Source organism: Algoriphagus zhangzhouensis (genome assembly GCF_900148515.1).
GTDB classification, from domain to species: Bacteria; Bacteroidota; Bacteroidia; order Cytophagales; family Cyclobacteriaceae; genus Algoriphagus; species Algoriphagus zhangzhouensis.
In genome coordinates this window covers 64,300-80,639 of record NZ_FRXN01000006.1, presented here as the reverse complement: position 1 = coordinate 80,639, position 16,340 = coordinate 64,300, and the positions used below count along the sequence as shown (strand labels likewise).

Annotated in this window: 16 protein-coding genes and 1 tRNA gene; 4 read left to right on the top strand and 13 right to left on the bottom strand. The window is 39.8% G+C overall.

All coding sequences use genetic code 11. The annotated features are described in order from the left end of the window. Positions 1-2: 2 nt before the first annotated feature. The 8 genes from BUF13_RS18150 to BUF13_RS18115 form a co-directional block, all read right to left on the bottom strand. The gene (locus BUF13_RS18150) at positions 3-554 is read right to left on the bottom strand and encodes an NUDIX hydrolase (RefSeq protein WP_073573245.1); all 552 of its coding nucleotides are present in this window, start codon (positions 552-554) and stop codon (positions 3-5) included. Beyond that, positions 554-1,147: a hypothetical protein gene (locus BUF13_RS18145; protein WP_073573244.1), complete on the bottom strand. Its 594-nt coding sequence runs from the start codon at positions 1,145-1,147 to the stop codon at positions 554-556. The genes BUF13_RS18150 and BUF13_RS18145 overlap by 1 nt, the downstream gene beginning before the upstream one ends. Next, positions 1,147-3,063 carry a RecQ family ATP-dependent DNA helicase gene (locus BUF13_RS18140; RefSeq protein WP_073573243.1) on the bottom strand — a complete coding sequence of 639 codons (1,917 nt, stop codon included), beginning with the start codon at positions 3,061-3,063 and terminating at the stop codon, positions 1,147-1,149. Before BUF13_RS18140 ends, BUF13_RS18145 begins: the two co-directional genes overlap by 1 nt. After that, positions 3,064-3,840 carry an enoyl-CoA hydratase/isomerase family protein gene (locus tag BUF13_RS18135; RefSeq protein ID WP_073573242.1) on the bottom strand — a complete coding sequence of 259 codons (777 nt, stop codon included), beginning with the start codon at positions 3,838-3,840 and terminating at the stop codon, positions 3,064-3,066. 62 nt (positions 3,841-3,902) lie between these two features. Further along, positions 3,903-5,810, bottom strand: coding sequence for a ComEC/Rec2 family competence protein (locus BUF13_RS18130; protein ID WP_073573241.1), 1,908 nt, complete (start codon positions 5,808-5,810; stop codon positions 3,903-3,905). Between the two features lie 86 nt (positions 5,811-5,896). Continuing rightward, the gene (locus BUF13_RS18125; RefSeq protein WP_073573240.1) at positions 5,897-6,481 is read right to left on the bottom strand and encodes a DUF3575 domain-containing protein; all 585 of its coding nucleotides are present in this window, start codon (positions 6,479-6,481) and stop codon (positions 5,897-5,899) included. A 36-nt stretch (positions 6,482-6,517) separates the two neighbouring features. Beyond that, positions 6,518-6,952, bottom strand: coding sequence for a GNAT family N-acetyltransferase (locus BUF13_RS18120; RefSeq protein WP_073573239.1), 435 nt, complete (start codon positions 6,950-6,952; stop codon positions 6,518-6,520). Continuing rightward, entirely contained in the window at positions 6,921-7,910 is a 990-nt protein-coding gene (locus BUF13_RS18115) for a PhoH family protein (protein ID WP_073573486.1), read from the bottom strand. The genes BUF13_RS18120 and BUF13_RS18115 overlap by 32 nt, the downstream gene beginning before the upstream one ends. 103 nt (positions 7,911-8,013) lie before the next feature. On the opposite strand from BUF13_RS18115, the gene BUF13_RS18110 reads away from it, so the two are divergent. From BUF13_RS18110 to BUF13_RS18100, 3 genes are all read left to right on the top strand, one after another. Beyond that, the gene (locus BUF13_RS18110; protein WP_073573238.1) at positions 8,014-8,784 is read left to right on the top strand and encodes an SAM hydrolase/SAM-dependent halogenase family protein; all 771 of its coding nucleotides are present in this window, start codon (positions 8,014-8,016) and stop codon (positions 8,782-8,784) included. Positions 8,785-8,787: 3 nt separating this feature from the next. Next, positions 8,788-9,081: a putative quinol monooxygenase gene (locus tag BUF13_RS18105; RefSeq protein ID WP_073573237.1), complete on the top strand. Its 294-nt coding sequence runs from the start codon at positions 8,788-8,790 to the stop codon at positions 9,079-9,081. 163 nt (positions 9,082-9,244) lie between these two features. Next, positions 9,245-9,326 (top strand) — tRNA-Leu (locus tag BUF13_RS18100). Positions 9,327-9,419: 93 nt separating this feature from the next. On the opposite strand, the gene BUF13_RS18095 is transcribed toward BUF13_RS18100, so the two are convergent. Beyond that, positions 9,420-10,115: an ABC transporter ATP-binding protein gene (locus tag BUF13_RS18095; RefSeq protein ID WP_073573236.1), complete on the bottom strand. Its 696-nt coding sequence runs from the start codon at positions 10,113-10,115 to the stop codon at positions 9,420-9,422. Further along, on the bottom strand, positions 10,112-11,599 hold the full coding sequence (locus BUF13_RS18090; RefSeq protein ID WP_073573235.1) for a DUF5687 family protein: 1,488 nt from the start codon (positions 11,597-11,599) through the stop codon (positions 10,112-10,114). Before BUF13_RS18090 ends, BUF13_RS18095 begins: the two co-directional genes overlap by 4 nt. Before the next feature lie 74 nt (positions 11,600-11,673). Between BUF13_RS18090 and BUF13_RS18085 the strand changes: the two genes are divergently transcribed. Then, positions 11,674-12,405: a nitroreductase family protein gene (locus tag BUF13_RS18085; RefSeq protein WP_073573234.1), complete on the top strand. Its 732-nt coding sequence runs from the start codon at positions 11,674-11,676 to the stop codon at positions 12,403-12,405. A gap of 118 nt (positions 12,406-12,523) precedes the next feature. Here BUF13_RS18085 and BUF13_RS18080 read toward each other — a convergent pair whose 3' ends face one another. The 3 genes from BUF13_RS18080 to rimO all read right to left on the bottom strand — a co-directional run bounded on the left by BUF13_RS18080 (position 12,524) and on the right by rimO (position 16,254). Beyond that, a complete protein-coding gene (locus tag BUF13_RS18080; protein WP_073573233.1) occupies positions 12,524-13,519 on the bottom strand; it encodes an adenosine kinase in 996 nt (331 codons plus the stop codon). Positions 13,520-13,652: 133 nt separating this feature from the next. After that, positions 13,653-14,816, bottom strand: a complete 1,164-nt coding sequence (locus tag BUF13_RS18075) for a hypothetical protein (RefSeq protein WP_073573232.1) — start codon at positions 14,814-14,816, stop codon at positions 13,653-13,655. A 124-nt stretch (positions 14,817-14,940) separates the two neighbouring features. Continuing rightward, positions 14,941-16,254, bottom strand: a complete 1,314-nt coding sequence (gene rimO / locus BUF13_RS18070; RefSeq protein ID WP_073573231.1) for a 30S ribosomal protein S12 methylthiotransferase RimO — start codon at positions 16,252-16,254, stop codon at positions 14,941-14,943. Between the last annotated feature and the right edge of the window lie 86 nt (positions 16,255-16,340).

Genomic DNA, 16,340 nt, shown 5'->3' with positions numbered 1-16,340 from the left:
AATTAAAGCAGGATTTCGGATTTGGAGGTTTTTTCCAACATTCTCAAAATAGAAGGATTGTAGCCAATCATATCTACGACTGAGTCAAAAGTGAACCAAGCCAGCGAAATACTTTCATTACTCATCACCAATTGATCTTTCAACTCTGCCTCGATCATAAATCTCACATCGTAATGAAAATGTTCTGGAACATGGGGTCGTTCCGGGATAATATGCTTATCCAAATCGAAAATACTGGACTCAACCAATCTTAGATTACTCAAACCACTTTCTTCCTGAGCCTCCTTCAAAGCCACAGCAATCAAATCCTCATCTCCATCAGCATGACCGCCCAATTGAAGCCATCTCCCCAATTTTTTGTGCAAAGTCAAAAGAGTATGGGTTCGTGCCGGATTGACTATCCATGAGGATGCAGTAAAATGTCCTGCAAGTCTCTCCCTTTTGTAAGCCAAAGGATCCTCTGTCAAGTTGATGAAATCTTGGATGAAACCCGCTTCTTCCTCATAAGGAGTGCGGTATTTCTGTAGCTGGGCTTTTAGTGTAAGTCTGTCCATCAGGCTATGTTGAATAAGCGATCAAGCAATTGATCGAATGGTTTCGCATTTTGGAACAGTCTATCGGAATAAACTGTCGCCAAGAATTTTAGATAGCTGGGTTGATTGTCAATCGTAATCTTTTCAAGACTGATATTCCCGTACAACTGAGATATCAACTCATTTTCGGTGGGTTTTTGAAGAGGTGGTTTGAAGTAGAATTTCTCTGTAACCTTAACCTGCTGGTTAATTTCTTCCAGTTTTCTATCCAAACTGATCTGCTTGTATCCCAAATCTATAACACGTTGGGAAAAAGCCAAGAAAAGATTGGAAAAAGATTTTGAATCTAAGGGTTCATCATAGGTGATTGCAAAGCCATTTGCATAGCGGGATTCAAAATTATGCACCTGAGGTTTTCCGGCAATTCCGGCCTTTTTCAGGTGGATATTTTTGAAAATCAAAGCCATCAAATCTTTGGCCTCTTCAGTCTCCTCCCAGATTTTCAATTCCCTCCAGTCTTGATCTTTTATGGTGAAATTCTCCTTATGATTCACGGGGGCAGACTCACTGCCTTTGAAAATCTTTCCAAACAAATCCTCAAGAAAACCTCCCATTATCTTTTCAATTTTAAATACCCTAATGGGTCGCTAGATACTATTTCTTGGTCAAGCAAATTCCTAAGAACTTCTAAAAACCTATCAGATTTCCCAAGCCTGAGTTGATCCAAGAGTTTATCCTCAGTTAACCCCTCCATGGATTCCAAAGTTTCCAAAATTCTATTTTTCAGTACTTCATCTGCATGTTCTGGGTCCTTATTTTTCTTTTCATTCACGCACCAATCGCAAATTCCGCATTGTTCATCGGTCTTTTCTCCAAAATACTCCTGAATAAATTGTGTTCGACAAATGACATATTGATGTGCATAGGCAACCATACTTTTCGCCTTATCCATCGTCAAATTTCTCCGTTCTTCGATTCTTTTGAAGTTCAATGGCAATTTGCCTGCATCATACCTTGGAGTCAAAAAAGTAATCTGGGGCTTATCTTTCCTTTTTTCATAATCCACAATTTCCATCTGAGCTAACCTTTCCAGACTTTTGACAAGCTTGTACTCTGGCATCTCTAGGGCTTTCGCCAGCTTAAACTCATTGATTTTCAGATATTCCGAGAACAAATTCCCTCCATAAGTCCGAAGTAAAATTTTGATAATCGGATCCAAGGCAGCCTGTGCAATCTGCACTTCATACAATTGCTGGGAGGAAACTAGGAAATGAAGTTTTGAGGGACTGTAATAGCTTTCACTCAAACCAATAAAACCTTCCTCTTCCAAAACTTTCAGAGCGAAGAATGTTTCCAAAACACCCAAATCGTATGTTTTGGCAAATTCTCCCCATTCAAAGTCAAAACTGCTTAGCATATTACTTCCTACAGCAATTCGGAAATAGTTGGCGAGGCACTGATATACTTTTCTGACAAAATCTATCGGAGGATAAACCAAAGCAGCCCTTCCCAATAAATTCTCAAAATCAGCCTCATTGCTCAAAATCACCGCAAAAGCTTTCTTGCCATCCCTGCCCGCTCGGCCAGCTTCCTGATAATAATTCTCTAAGTTTTCCGGCAAGTCCGAATGGATAACAACTCTTACATCAGGCTTATCTATTCCCATCCCAAAAGCATTGGTACTGACCATCACTCTCAGTTGATTTTTCATCCAGGCATCCTGAAGGTTATTCCTGTCACCCATGCTCAATCCGGCATGATAGGCTCCTGCTTGGATTCCCAATTGGTTCAAAGCTTTTGCAATTTGATGAGTTGCTTGTCTATTCCTCACATACCAAATGGCTGTCCCAGAAATCCTCTGCAAAATCTCTCTCCCCTTTTCCAGCTTATTTTCAACTAATCTGACACTATAGCTCAAATTTTCTCTTGCAAAACTCTGACGAAAAACGATCCTGCTTTTCATCTCCAATCGCGTCAAAACTTCTTCTTCAACTTGAGGAGTTGCGGATGCTGTCAAGGCTACGAGATTTACTTTCGGATGATATTTTCTGATTTCAGCAATTTCTAAATAGGGAGGTCGGAAATCGTGTCCCCACTGTGAAATACAATGCGCCTCATCCACTGCTATCAGATTTAAGTTCATTTGCTTATACCGCTCCAAAAATAGATCGGACTTGAGTCTTTCAGGCGAAACAAAAAGGAACTTGTAATCACCATGGACACAGTTGTCCAAAGTAGTGTCGATTTCCCTATAACTCATTCCGGAAAATACGGCTGCAGCCAAAATACCCTTTTTGCGAAGCTGATCTACCTGATCCTTCATCAAGGCAATAAGAGGACTTACAACCAAACAAATCCCTTCTCTGGTCAAGCCTGGAACCTGATAGCAAAGAGACTTACCTCCACCAGTAGGCATGAGTGCAAGTGTGTCATTTCCTTCTAGAACAGATTCAATCACTTGCTTTTGGACGGGACGAAAATCATCCCAGCCAAATACTTCTTTCAATATGGAATAAGCCCTAGCCTCCACTTACCAATTAGGGCTTTTCTTCTCTAAAAATGAGGATATCCCTTTAATACAATCTTCGTGAGACCGGGCTTTTGCATTCACTTCAGCTGCTAAAACCAAGTTTTCCTCACGCTCCTTTTTCCCAATCATTCGAAGTAAACGCTTCGTTTCAGTCATGGAGTTCCCAGAATTTTGAGAAGCCAATTTCAATGCAAAGTCTTCAACAGATTTATCCAAGAAATCAGAAGGAACCACTGATGTGATCAATCCCAACTCAGCCGCTTTGGAAGCAGTAATCATTTCACCAGAAAGCAATAATTCCTGTGTTGTCGAAGCTCCAATTTGCTCCTGCAGGAATACGGAAACCAAGGCTGGAATAAAGCCAATTCTTACCTCAGTATAGCCAAAAAGTGCTTCAGGGACCGAAAAGGCGAAGTCACAAACCGTCACCAAACCACATCCACCTGCCAAGGCATGGCCTTGAATCTGAGCGATGACTACTTTGGGGAAGTTATAAATCAGATTAAACAGCTTCAAAAGCCTTTTACTATCCTCTAAGTTTTCTTCATAAGAAAAGGTCTGCAATGACTTCAAATAAGCAAGATCTGCACCAGCACAAAAAGCTTTCCCCGAAGCTTTGAGCAAAATGATTTTTACTGAGTCATCCTTTTCCATTTCTTCAAATGCCAGTGTTAGCTCCTCAACTAAATCAGGTCCAAGGGCGTTCCTTTTTTCCGGACGGTTGAGGGTAATCGTACCAATTCGATTCGAAATTTCAGAAATTACTAGCTGACTCATGGATTAGGGGTTGCTTCCAAGAATTAAGTTAATTGGAGATTCAGGGATTGCCAAAAAGCTGACTAAAAAAGAATTTTTAATGCAGAATTTGAATCAGTCAGATCTTTGGGACCTGCATCCTCCCACTTCCCATTTTCAAAAATCTGGACTCGACCTCCAGTTGACACCTGAAGGACAGAATCCTGGTTCAGGATCCAACCAATCTCTGGGAAGATCAACTGATTAAACTCTTTTGCCAAAGCAATCAAGGTATCCGGTTGAGTTCCCCAGCTATTATTAATCCTATTGGGGTTTATCTTATAATCTATGTCTCCCGGTCTGATTCCTTGATTCCATGATTTCAATCTTGTCCCATCCCAGAAATCTACAGCATAACCATTTTGGCTTTTGTAGATTATAGCTTGAGGCTTTTCACCTTTAATAGATCTATAAACTCCAAGCATGAACCAACCCGATAAAATGAAAGCTCCCAAATAGACCAAATTCTTTTTTGGAAAGTATTCCCAAGCCGCCCAAATCAATAAAATTCCCCAAACCAAAATCATTGTTTCCGGTTCAATTGACAAATCTTCAGCTTTTCCAAATGGCAAATTCTGAACAATTGACAAAAGCCATAACTCTATTTTTATTAAGCCATTGACTAACCAACCTAGGACAAAGTCGACTCCCGGAATCCATCCTAAAATCAGAAATGGAATCCCTACTTGCATAATCACAAATGTCAAAGGGATCACAAAAATATTGGCCAATAAGAACCAGGGAGGGAATGAATGAAAATAAAAAACGGTCAGTGGGAATGTAGTCAACTGAGCAGATATGGAAACCGAGACTATCTGCCAAAAATAGTCCAACCCCTTGTTGGGAGGCAACCACCATCTCAAAATCAGAGGATACAAAAGGACAATGCCGGAGACAGCCAAATAGGAAAGTTGAAACCCTACTTCACAGATAACCGAAGGATCAATAACGATCATCAGCATGGCAGAAAAGGCCAAAATATTGAAAACAGAAGGTTTCCTCTCCCGCATTTGACCAAAAGTAATGAGAGAGAACATGACTGACGCTCTTACTACCGATGGAGAAAAGCCTGTCAATGCAGCGTATCCCCAGATGCAACAAACCACTCCGAGCAGATAGATTCTTAAACCTTTTCCTTTTAGTGAAAATGGCTTCGCAAGGAAAAACAATAAGGTCACCAAAATCCCTACATGAAGACCGGAAACCGCTAAAATATGCATTACACCGGTGTCCCTAAAAACAGCTTTCGTATCCCTTCCCAAAAAATCCTTTTGCCCAAGTAAAAGGGCTATTGCCACATCCTGTACTTCGGGATCAGGAACGTGTCTTCTGATCTGGTTAATCAAGCTGATCCTAAATCTTTGAAACCAGGTACCATTACTTCCTTGCCCTGCCTTCAACAAAACAATTCCTTCTTCATTAAGGAATTGAGTAAAGTTTATCCCACTTTTTTGAAGGTAGGATTTATAATCAAATTCATATGGATTTTGAGGACTTTCTACTTCTGTTGGCAGATGGTCCACGCAAACAATTTGCCCGCTTTTCAATCCTTCTTTAACTTGATGATAGACAATCACTTTCTCTTTTCTAGGTACCCATTGGGAATTTTTCAATTCAAAAAACACATCCAAAATATTCTGCTTAGAATTTGGCTTCGGCACATCATCCTGAGAGACTTTGGCTATAAAAGAATTTGAAATCGGAATGATCTCCTCGTTCCCATTGAAATGAAGCCCCCCACAAAACACACCAAAAAGCAACAATTGTAAATAGGCCAGAAAGGCGGCGAAACCCAGAGTTTTCTTCCTCAAAACCCAGAATAAATAAATCAGCCAAATACTTCCTAAAAGGAAAAGTGCAGCATACTGTGGGATATAAATGACTTTTTCTATCCAAATCCCCATCAAGAAAAAGAAGAGATACCTTAAAAATGGAAAATCAGAAAACCTCATAAAAATCAATTAAACTTTAAGTTATAAAAATTAAGACAAAAAAAATAGCCCCAAATTGGGGCTATAAATTATTTGAGAAAGATTTATTAGAACCTATATCCTAGGCTAAAACCACCATTCACTTCAATTCTGCTGAATCTATCAGCCACTTCATTGCTGAACCCTCTAGTAACACTTGCATAAGGTCCAAAAGCAAAGTGATCTGAAATCTCCCACTTATATCCCCCCCCTGCTCCAAACATGAATGCATTCATATTTGTGGTTTCCACTGCTCCGTCTATTTCCTCTTCGAAATCTCCAAATCTTAGTTTCACAAGAGGGTAAATGTAAAATCTACCTTTTGGTCCCGCTGTAGTTTTTCCATCTCCGAAATAAAAATTCATCGAAGCCTGAACAGAGTTAGTCTTATATTTCTTCCCGTTATTTTCATTGTTGAACCCAAATCTATCATTGATCAATAACTGGATATCCAAAGAATGATCATCGGATAGATAGCGCTCATATCCAAATTCAATAGACCCTAAAGCAATAGCATTTAGAAAATTGAGTTTTACCTCATTGCTGAAACTTCCTACATAGGAATTTCCGCTACTGCTAGAAATCACCTCCTGAGCCATGCTTGAAAATGTGGCTGCTCCGATAAACAAAAGAGTGAATAATAGTTTTTTCATAATTTAAAATTCTAGTTGGTCAAAAATACTCAAAACTTAGGCCAGTTCCATTCGATAGTGCTGGATATTACATTCATCAAATTGATCTCCTACTTTTTGGAAACCAAATTTTTCATACAAAGGTACAGCCAGAATTTGAGCATTTAAATATTTCATTTTACCCTGTGCTTCTGGATGCACCATGATATCTCTCAGAACAGCGGTTAATAAAGCCTGCCCCACTCCTTTTCCCCTAGCTTCCGAAAGAACAGCAAACCTTTCCAGTTTTATCCCTTCAGTTGTGAATCTCCATCGAGCAGCCCCAACAGGTTTTCCATTAGAAGAAGCCAGAAAATGAAAAGATTCGTCTTCAAACTGATCATATTCTTTATCAGCAGGAACATTTTGTTCATCAACAAATACTTTAGACCGGATTTTAAAAACAATCTCTTTGGCAGTTTTACCTAGGGCCTTTTCTACTAGTAGACTCATACTTCTGTTGATCTTTTTCCTCCTGGTTCTTTTCGTAAGCCTCTATAATAGCCTTCACCAATTTATGTCGGATTACATCTTTCCCGCTCAAATTAACAATTCCAATCCCTTTGACATCTTTCAAAATTCGAAGTGCCTCAGAGAGACCAGATTTTTGTCTCACAGGCAAATCGACTTGAGTTTGATCTCCTGTGATAATCACTTTGGAATTTGGTCCCATACGTGTCAAAAACATCTTTATCTGCTCGGAAGTGGTATTCTGAGCCTCATCTAGCAAAACAAAAGCATCATGTAATGTCCTACCTCGCATATATGCCAAAGGAGCAATTTCAATCACTCTAGTCTCCTGATAATATTTCAACTTTTCAGGTGGAACCATATCTTGAAGTGCATCATAAATCGGCCTCAAATATGGATCGAGTTTTTCCTGCAAATCTCCTGGCAAAAAGCCTAGGTTCTCTCCAGCCTCGACAGCAGGTCTCGTGATGATGATTCGCTTTACTTCCCGATTTTTCAAAGCACGAACAGCCAAGGCAACGGCGATATAGGTTTTACCTGTACCCGCAGGTCCGAGCGCAAAAACCAAATCGTTTTTCATGGCCGCCTCTACCAACTTCCTCTGGTTCGGAGATTTTGGCTTGATGACCAATCCTTTGTTACCAAAGACGATTACTTGATCCCGATTAGCTTCTTCAAAAGGAACTCCCTCTACATCCAGGTAATCTTTAACATTTTCAGGTGTAAGATGCCCAAATCGATCCATATGCTCCAACAGTAAATTGAGCACATTGTTTACTCGAAGGATTTCCGGCGCACTACCTTGAATCCGGATTTCATTTCCCCTGGAAATTATTTTTGATTGTGGAAATGCCTGAGCCAATTGACGTATATTTTCATTAGCTGTTCCAAGGAACTCCGCCAAAGGCACATTTTCCAGTGTGATTACTTTTTCTACCAAACTTTTTCTTTGATTAAATCTGCTTGAATGGGTAAGGATAAAATTTATATTTTTGTCCAAAGCCCTCAAAACAAAAGTACATAATTTTAATTGACTTGCTTCTATGGCATTGGTGACATTCCTCTCAGATTTTGGGGATAAAGATTACTACGTACCTGCGGTGAAAGCCAAAATGTTGGCCATCAATCCGCAATTGAACATCATCGACATTTCTCATAACATTGAGACATTCGATCTAGCTCACGCTGCTTTTATTCTGAGGGCAACTTTTAGGGATTTCCCTAAAGGAACCGTGCATTTGGTCGCCATGAATACGACCGGAAACATGACTCAAGGCTACATTGGTGTAAAACTCGAGGAACATGTTTTCATCGGACCAAACAATGGGATTCTAAGCCTTTTGGCTGATCAAGACCCAGGAATACTGGTTCAGTTTGCGGACATCCATTTGAAGGACACTTCTTTTCCTGCAAAAGATATATTGGCACCAATCGCTGCAAAAGTAGCTTCAGGAGCCGCTATCCATGATTTCGGAGGTCCATTGACAAATTTCAGAAAATTAATGCCACGAAATCCGAAGGCAACCCGTGAGCAAATCATCGGTCATGTCATGAGGGTGGATCGATATGGAAATCTAATCACCAATATTCGCAAAGAAGTTTTCGATCAATTGAACCCAGGAAGATTTTCAATTGAATTTGGCAGAGAAAGTCTTGATCGGTTAAACTCAGGTTGTGATCAAGTAGAACCCGGAGATTGCTTTGCTTATTTCAATAGCCTTGGCCTACTTGAGATTGGAATCAACCATGGACATGGAGGCAATTTGCTTGGATTGAAATTCGAAAGTGTGGTTTACATCAACTTCAACCCTTAAGCGATGCTGATTCGAATCGTTCGTATGACTTTTAAGGAAGACAAGGTTGAAGCCTTTTTGAAAAACTTCGATTTGAATAAGGAAAAAATCAGAAATTTCCCTGGATGTCATCATTTAGAGCTTTGGCAAGATGAAAATCAAAAAAATATTTTCATGACTTACTCTTATTGGGAATCCGAAAATTCACTGGATCAATATCGTGATTCTGAGCTTTTTAAATCGGTCTGGAGCTATACCAAAACCCTGTTTTCGGAAAGGCCTCAAGCATTTTCTTCAAAAAAAATTGAGGAAGTTTAGCCGGAGTATTGGACAATAAAAAAAATGTTTTCATATTTGCATCCCGTTCGGGAAGGAACGGATCAGGTAATCAAAAAAACCTGCTTGAAATGCCCAGGTGGCGGTTCCGATAGCTATCGGAATGGTAGACGAAAGTCTTAAACACCTCGGTTAAAATACACCTGCCCAGGTGGCGGAATTGGTAGACGCGTTGGTCTCAAACACCAATGCCTTCGGGCGTGCCGGTTCGACTCCGGCCCTGGGTACAAAGGCTCACAGAAATGTGAGCCTTTTTTCGTTTATACCCCAACAAAAAAGCCTCTCAAAAATTGAAGAGGCTTAATACTTATTTTATTTTTTCACCCCGTAAAATACGCCTCCAACTCAGTCATCATCGCTGCTTTGTCATGCATATCTCGGATTACTTTTCCTTTTTCCAATAAGACAATTCTATCGCAAATCTCAGTCACATGGTTTAGGTCATGAGAGGAAATCAAAAAGGTGATTCTGGACTCCTCTTTTTCCTTTAGGATCAATTTCTTCAATCGAATCTGTGAACTTGGATCCAGATTTTCGAAAGGCTCATCCAGCAGGACAACTTCCGGCTTACCCATCAATGCCGCTGCAATACCGACCTTCTTCAGATTTCCCTTGGAAAGGTCCCTGATGTATTTCTTTTTTCCTCTGACTTCGTCATTAAACAACTCAGTGAATTTGGATAAATGAGCCTCCAAATCTGCTTCAGTCATCCCGTATATTTTTCGTAGAGTCTGAAAATATTCATCTGGTGTCAGATACGCTAATAGCATATGCTCATCCAAATAAGCACCTGTTATTTTCTTCCATTCTTCACCTTTGGTCACTTCCATGCCATCAATCGATACGGACCCACCAGTTGGCCTCACCAAATCCAAAATCATTCTGAAAAGTGTGGTTTTACCAGCGCCATTGTTTCCAACTAAACCAAAGCATTCCGTTGCAGGAATATCTAAGGATTCCACATCCAATACAACTGCTTCTTTATATTGTTTTTTAAGGCTATTTATCTTGATCATAATTCTTGTCTAAAAGAGGAAGAAATCTCGTATTTGTTACTGTAAACTCGGTTGATGTTAATTCGGCTTAGGACTTTAAAACTCAAAATCCCAATAATCCCACACACGAATAAGGCTATCAAACCTGCATAGTCGCTAACCAAAAGTGAGAACGGTAGATAAACCAAATAAGGCAAACCCATCATTGGCAAAATCATCAGCCATTGTGCTGCTCCTACGCCTTCGTAATTGAACATCGCTCCTTTGTTCAAATCCATTGGTTTTGGTTTCCAAAGGGCTAGGTAAATAATCGCATGAACCAAAACTCCGATATTGAAAATGAAGGTGGCGAAATGAATTATCAAGAACTCCCATCCAAAGTAGACGTAGGGTACTGAAGCCAAGAAACTCAAACAGGAGATGAAAATAAAGAGTAAATATTTCCCTTTCACCAACTCTTCAACCCCTCCTTTTTTCATTAGATAGTAGTCAAAATTCTGAGAGTTCCAGCTTAGGAATAATTGCCCATACTGTATCATAAAGATTCCGGTAATAAACACCCCTACAAATATGAATATTGGAGAAATTCCATCTTCGGATTGGTACGCTGGGTTCGTATAGAAAATCAAACCATACAACAAAAAGAAAATGGAGAGCATGATATAGGTCCTGCTCTTTTTATGTCTGATAATCAACTTCCACTCGACATTGGCCATTTCTCCAGCATTTCCAAACCTTGAGAAAAATCCAATCGATTGATCGGTGAACCTGACATTTTCCTCCTCAGACAAATCTTCGAGATAGGCATTGGACAAATAATAAGAAAAGCAGAGATAGTAACTCCCAACCAACCCAATAGCCAGGACGATCAATGGAATCAAGCTAGTCATGGCAAAATCAAAGACAGGCTTCATGATTTCACCCAAATTATACCAGCCCATATAACTGGCCCCTGATCCCAAAACAAGTACTGCCACAACGATCACCAAACCTATTGTAGAATCTTCAAACTTTTGCTTAAACCACAGCATAAACCAATGAAGAATCCAGCTGGTAAAAATGATCGAGCCAATCCAACCTAATAAGCCTAGGCTTCCATATTCAGGAAGAACTACTTGTAATCCAGAAGGAAGGAAAAGCAACAAAGCAATAATACTCATCGGTGAGAAAAAGGACCGGATGAGCAGCATATGCATGATTTTCCTTTTCCCAATTGGCAAATGCAGCAAACTCTCCAAGTCCACCACAGGAAGCTGTTGGATAAAGTAGCGATACATAAACTCAAAGAGGAAGAAGTATATCAGGTAGCTATTGAGAACAGATAAGGTATCCTCTGAGCCGGTAAGTTCCTGAATGATTCTAGGGAGAAATACTCCTGCTAAAACCACATAGGAAAGCAAGAGCAAGATGACTAATCCTAAAACAATATTCGTAATTAAGCTTTTTGCAAAGGAGGTAGATCGAATACTTTTTAGAAATTGCAGTCGAATTAATTCGAAAAACATATAGTTGGCATTAAAAACTCATAAACAGTCTCAGGCTAAATAAAGCAAGAATTCGCCTTACTAAAAAGTTACCTATGCATAAATCTGCACAAGAAACCGCATTTTTTGATGTTGTTGAAGCTAGAAGATCGGTACGGATATTCGATCAAGAGGAAGCTTTTGATTATGCCATTGTCGAAAAGGCGATCCAAGCAGCAATCCTATCACCTAATAGCTCAAATCTTCAGTTATATCAATTTATCCGCGTTCCCGAAACATCTAAACTCAAAGACCAACTAGCTCAGCTCTGCATGCGGCAAAAAGCGGCTACAACCGCCCGAGAACTAGTGGTAGTGATCACAAGAAGAGATCTTTGGAAATCCAGAGCCGAGGCAAATTATGAATTCATCCTCAACTCCAGACAAAATCAATCAGAGAAGAAAGTAAAGCAAGTAGGGAATTACTACAAAAATCTGATCCCGAAACTTTTCGGAAAATACCCGGGATGGACTTTAATCAAAAAAACCATCGCCTGGTGGGTTGGTCTTCGCAGACCCATGGTGAGGGAAGTAAGTGAAACGGATGTCAGAATTTCCGTACACAAAAGTGCGGCTTTAGCATCAATGACATTTATGCTTTCCATGAAAGCTTCAGGCTACGACACCTGCCCGATGGAAGGATTCGATTCAAAACGTGTGAAGAAGCTTTTAAAGCTACATGTTGCTTCAGAGATCTGTATGATTATTGGCTGTGGTAAAGGAACTCCCGAAGGGATTTATGGACCGCGTTTCCGAGTTCCTTTTGAAGAGTTGGTTGTAGAGAAATAATACTAAAAATCAACAGAACGCTAAAAATCCGTCATCGTGAGTAAAGCAAAGAGATCTTATAGATTCCTTCACTCCGTTCGCAATGACGGATCCCCTTCAGAAAATTCTTTTATTGAAATTAAGGATTCAATCTAGCTAAGACCTCTTTGGCTTCGTGCCATTGCAATCTTGGCCCGAATTGGCTTACAATTTTTGATGAAGCCATGGAAGCAAGTTTCCCACTGGAAGCATAGGAATGCCCATTGGTAATCCCAAATAAGAAAGCTCCGGCAAACATATCTCCTGCTCCATTGGAATCGATAGCAGTCGTCGGATAAGGCTCTATATCGATAAATGTATCTCCATCAAAGATCATCGCTCCATTCTTCCCTTGAGTGATCACAAAATGCTTCGCAATTTTTTTCATTTCTTCACGCGCATCCATGACATTATCTGTTCCTGTATAAAGCATAGCTTCTTCCTCATTGGAGAAAAGTAAATCCACACTAGCTCCGATCACATCATCAAAGTTCTCTTTGAAATACTTCACCATGGCTGGATCAGAGAAAGTCAAGGCCACTTTGGTTCCAGCCTCTTCCGCAACTTTCTTGGCGTGAACCATCGCTTCTTTTCCATTAGGAGAAGTCACTAAATATCCTTCAATGAAAAGGTATTTGGAGTCCTTGATCGCAGAGTCATGTATGTCTTTTGTAGAAAAATTCTGAGTAATCCCTAAGAAGGTATTCATAGTTCTTTCAGAATCATCAGTTACCATTACGAGGCACTTTCCAGTTACACCTGACTCCAAAGTAGATTCGGTCAATGCGATATCTACACCAGAATCGATTAGATCCTTCAGATAAAAATGTCCCAATTCATCATCAGCAACTCGGAAATTATAGAAGGACTTACCTCCAAACTGACTTACGGCAACAATGGAATTGGCAGCTGAACCTCCAGCCTGCTTTTTAGCCTCCTTGGTATTGATTACTTGCATCAGGGAGTTTTGGCGATCTTCATCTACCAAAGTCATGAGACCTTTTTCGACTCCATTGTCAGCAAAAAACTTATCGGTCACCTGAAACTCCATATCTACCAAGGCATTCCCAATGCCCGTTACGTCGTATTTTTTCATTTTATATTCTGTATTGGAAAATTTTAAAATTGAAATATTGGAAAATTGAACTTAGAAGTTGGAAAGTTGAAAGGTGGCAAGGTTCGAAAGTTTGCTTTTATTTCACCATTCGTCAATCGTAATTCATAAATCGTCAATCGAAAATTCTATGTCTTTCAAATGGCTTGTTTCGATCAAATAAATAGCGATAAGTATGATGAGTCTTGTAGATTTCAGCCAAAAGCTGTTCACAAACACGCATCATCTTAGGATTGAAATCACCAATCCAGTTCATCTCAATGGTTTTGTATGGGAATGAAGGCTTACCACTCATTTTATCATAAGAGATAATCATGGCACTTTCTACACCTTTTCCCTGATGATCAGGCACTACACCAAATACCAAACCTAACATCTTATTGGGTGGAGAGAATGTCTTGTACCACAAGAATTTCAATTTCCCGATCAAATCCATTTTACCATTGACATGCTTGAAAATCTGGTTGATCTCAGGGATCTGGATAAAGAAACCTACTGGATCTTCCTTGTGAAATGCGAAATAAATCAATCGCTCATCGATGATAGGCTTCATTTTCCCAAACATCATTTTCGCCTCTTTCAAAGACAATGATTTCCCCATGTGTCTAGCCCAAGCCTTATTATAGACTGTCATGAAATATTCGGGAGCCTTTTCTGCCAATTCTTTTCCTTTGATATATCTGAAAGAATAATCCGGGTCAGCCAAGATCTGATTGGCCCTTTTGATCATCTTTTCGTCAAAACCTACATTTTGGACTGGCCTCATGTATGTAAACTGCTTGAAGTAGATTTGAAAACCGTAGTCTTCAAAAAACTTCTGGTAGTACCCAAAGTTCCAAGGCATATTATAATTCGGCTCAGAAAAGCCATCAACCAGCAATCCCCACCATTTATCTCTCTCTCCAAAGTTGATCGGACCATCCATGGCCTCCATCCCTTCTGACTCCAGCCATTCTTTGGCTACATCAAACAACATAAAAGCTGCCTTCTGATCATTGATGCACTCAAAGAATCCAAGACCTCCGGTCGGTTGCTTTTCTTTCATTTTGGGATTGATAAAAGCAGCCACTCTCCCTATGGTTTCTCCTTTGTCATTTTGAAGCAACCATCGCTTGGCTTTGGCACCGTTTCTAAAAAGTTTATTGGTTTCAGGGTGAAAAAGCCCTTCAATATCTGCATCCAAAGGTCTGATCCAATTCTTTTCATTTTTGTAAAGACGGACAGCCATCTGGATAAATTCCTTTTCCTGAGCAGGACTGCTAACTTCTACTAAGTTCATTGGGGAGATTTTAGTCGGCTAAAATACGGCTTCCAAAGCAAAGGGCAAAAATGAAAGCTGTTTGGGTATTTGATCAAAATTAAAAAAGCTACTTCCGGAGAAGTAGCTTATATTTTTCAAGGCTTTACTCTACTACAGAGCCATACAAATCAAACTCGGTTGCCTCGGTAATTTTTACATTTACAAAATCACCCACTCGGCAATAATCTTTGGAAGCATCAATCAAAACTTCATTATCTACTTCCACAGAATCGTATTCTGTTCGGCCTACGAAGTGACCACCTTCTTTTTTATCTATTAAAACCTTGAAAATCTTTCCAACTTTATCCTGATTCAAATCATAAGAAATTTGCTCCTGAATCTCCATCAAGTTATTGGCACGCTCTTGCTTCACTTCCTGAGGAATGGAATCTTCCATGGTGAAAGCATGCGTATTCTCCTCATGAGAGTAGGTAAACACACCCAATCGCTCAAATTTCATTCTCTCCACGAAGTCTACCATTTCTTGGTATTCCTTTTCTCCTTCTCCCGGATGCCCAGCAATTAGGGTAGTTCGAATAGCGATATCTGGAAGAATGTCTCGGATGCTGTGAATCAAATCTTCTTGCTTCTGACGGGTTGTTCCACGACGCATCGCTTTCAACACATCTGTTGAACCATGCTGCAATGGGATATCCAGGTAGTTGCAGATATTATCACGCTCTTTCATTACCTCAATCACATCCATTGGGAAACCGGTTGGGTAGGCATAATGTAAACGGATCCAATCGATGCCATTCACATCAGAAAGTCTACGCATCAATTCAGCAAGATTTCTCTTTTTATAAATATCCAAACCATAATAGGTTGAATCCTGAGCAATTAACAAAAGCTCTTTGGTGCCATTTGCAGCTTTATGCTCTGCTTCTTTCACCAACTCCTCGATAGGTCTGGAAATATGTCCGCCTCTCATCAAAGGAATAGCGCAGAAAGAACAAGGGCGATCACAACCTTCGGAAATCTTCATGTAAGCATAATGGGAAGAGTGAGTCAATAATCTTTCACCTACCAATTCATGCTTGTAATCTGCCTTGAATTTCTTCAAAATAGCAGGTAAATCACGTGTCCCAAAGAAAGCATCTACCTGAGGAATTTCTTTTTCCAAATCGTCTTTATAGCGCTGAGAAAGACAGCCTGTCACATAGACTTTATCAACCAAACCCTGCTCTTTCGCATCAACATATTGCAAAATCGTATCGATGGATTCCTGCTTGGCATTATCGATAAACCCACAAGTATTGATGATAATGATATTGTTGTCATCAGTATTGGATTCATGACTTGCATTGATTCCATTCCCCTTCAACTGTGTCAAAAGCACTTCGGAATCCACCAAGTTTTTGGAGCATCCCATGGTAATGATATTGACCTTATCTTTTTTTAATGTTCTCGCTTTCACTGCTATTTGTCGATTTGAGAGTGCAAAGGTAGGGAAAATAGAGTTGGAAAGTGAAAAAGTTGAAAGGTTGAAAAGTTCACTTCATA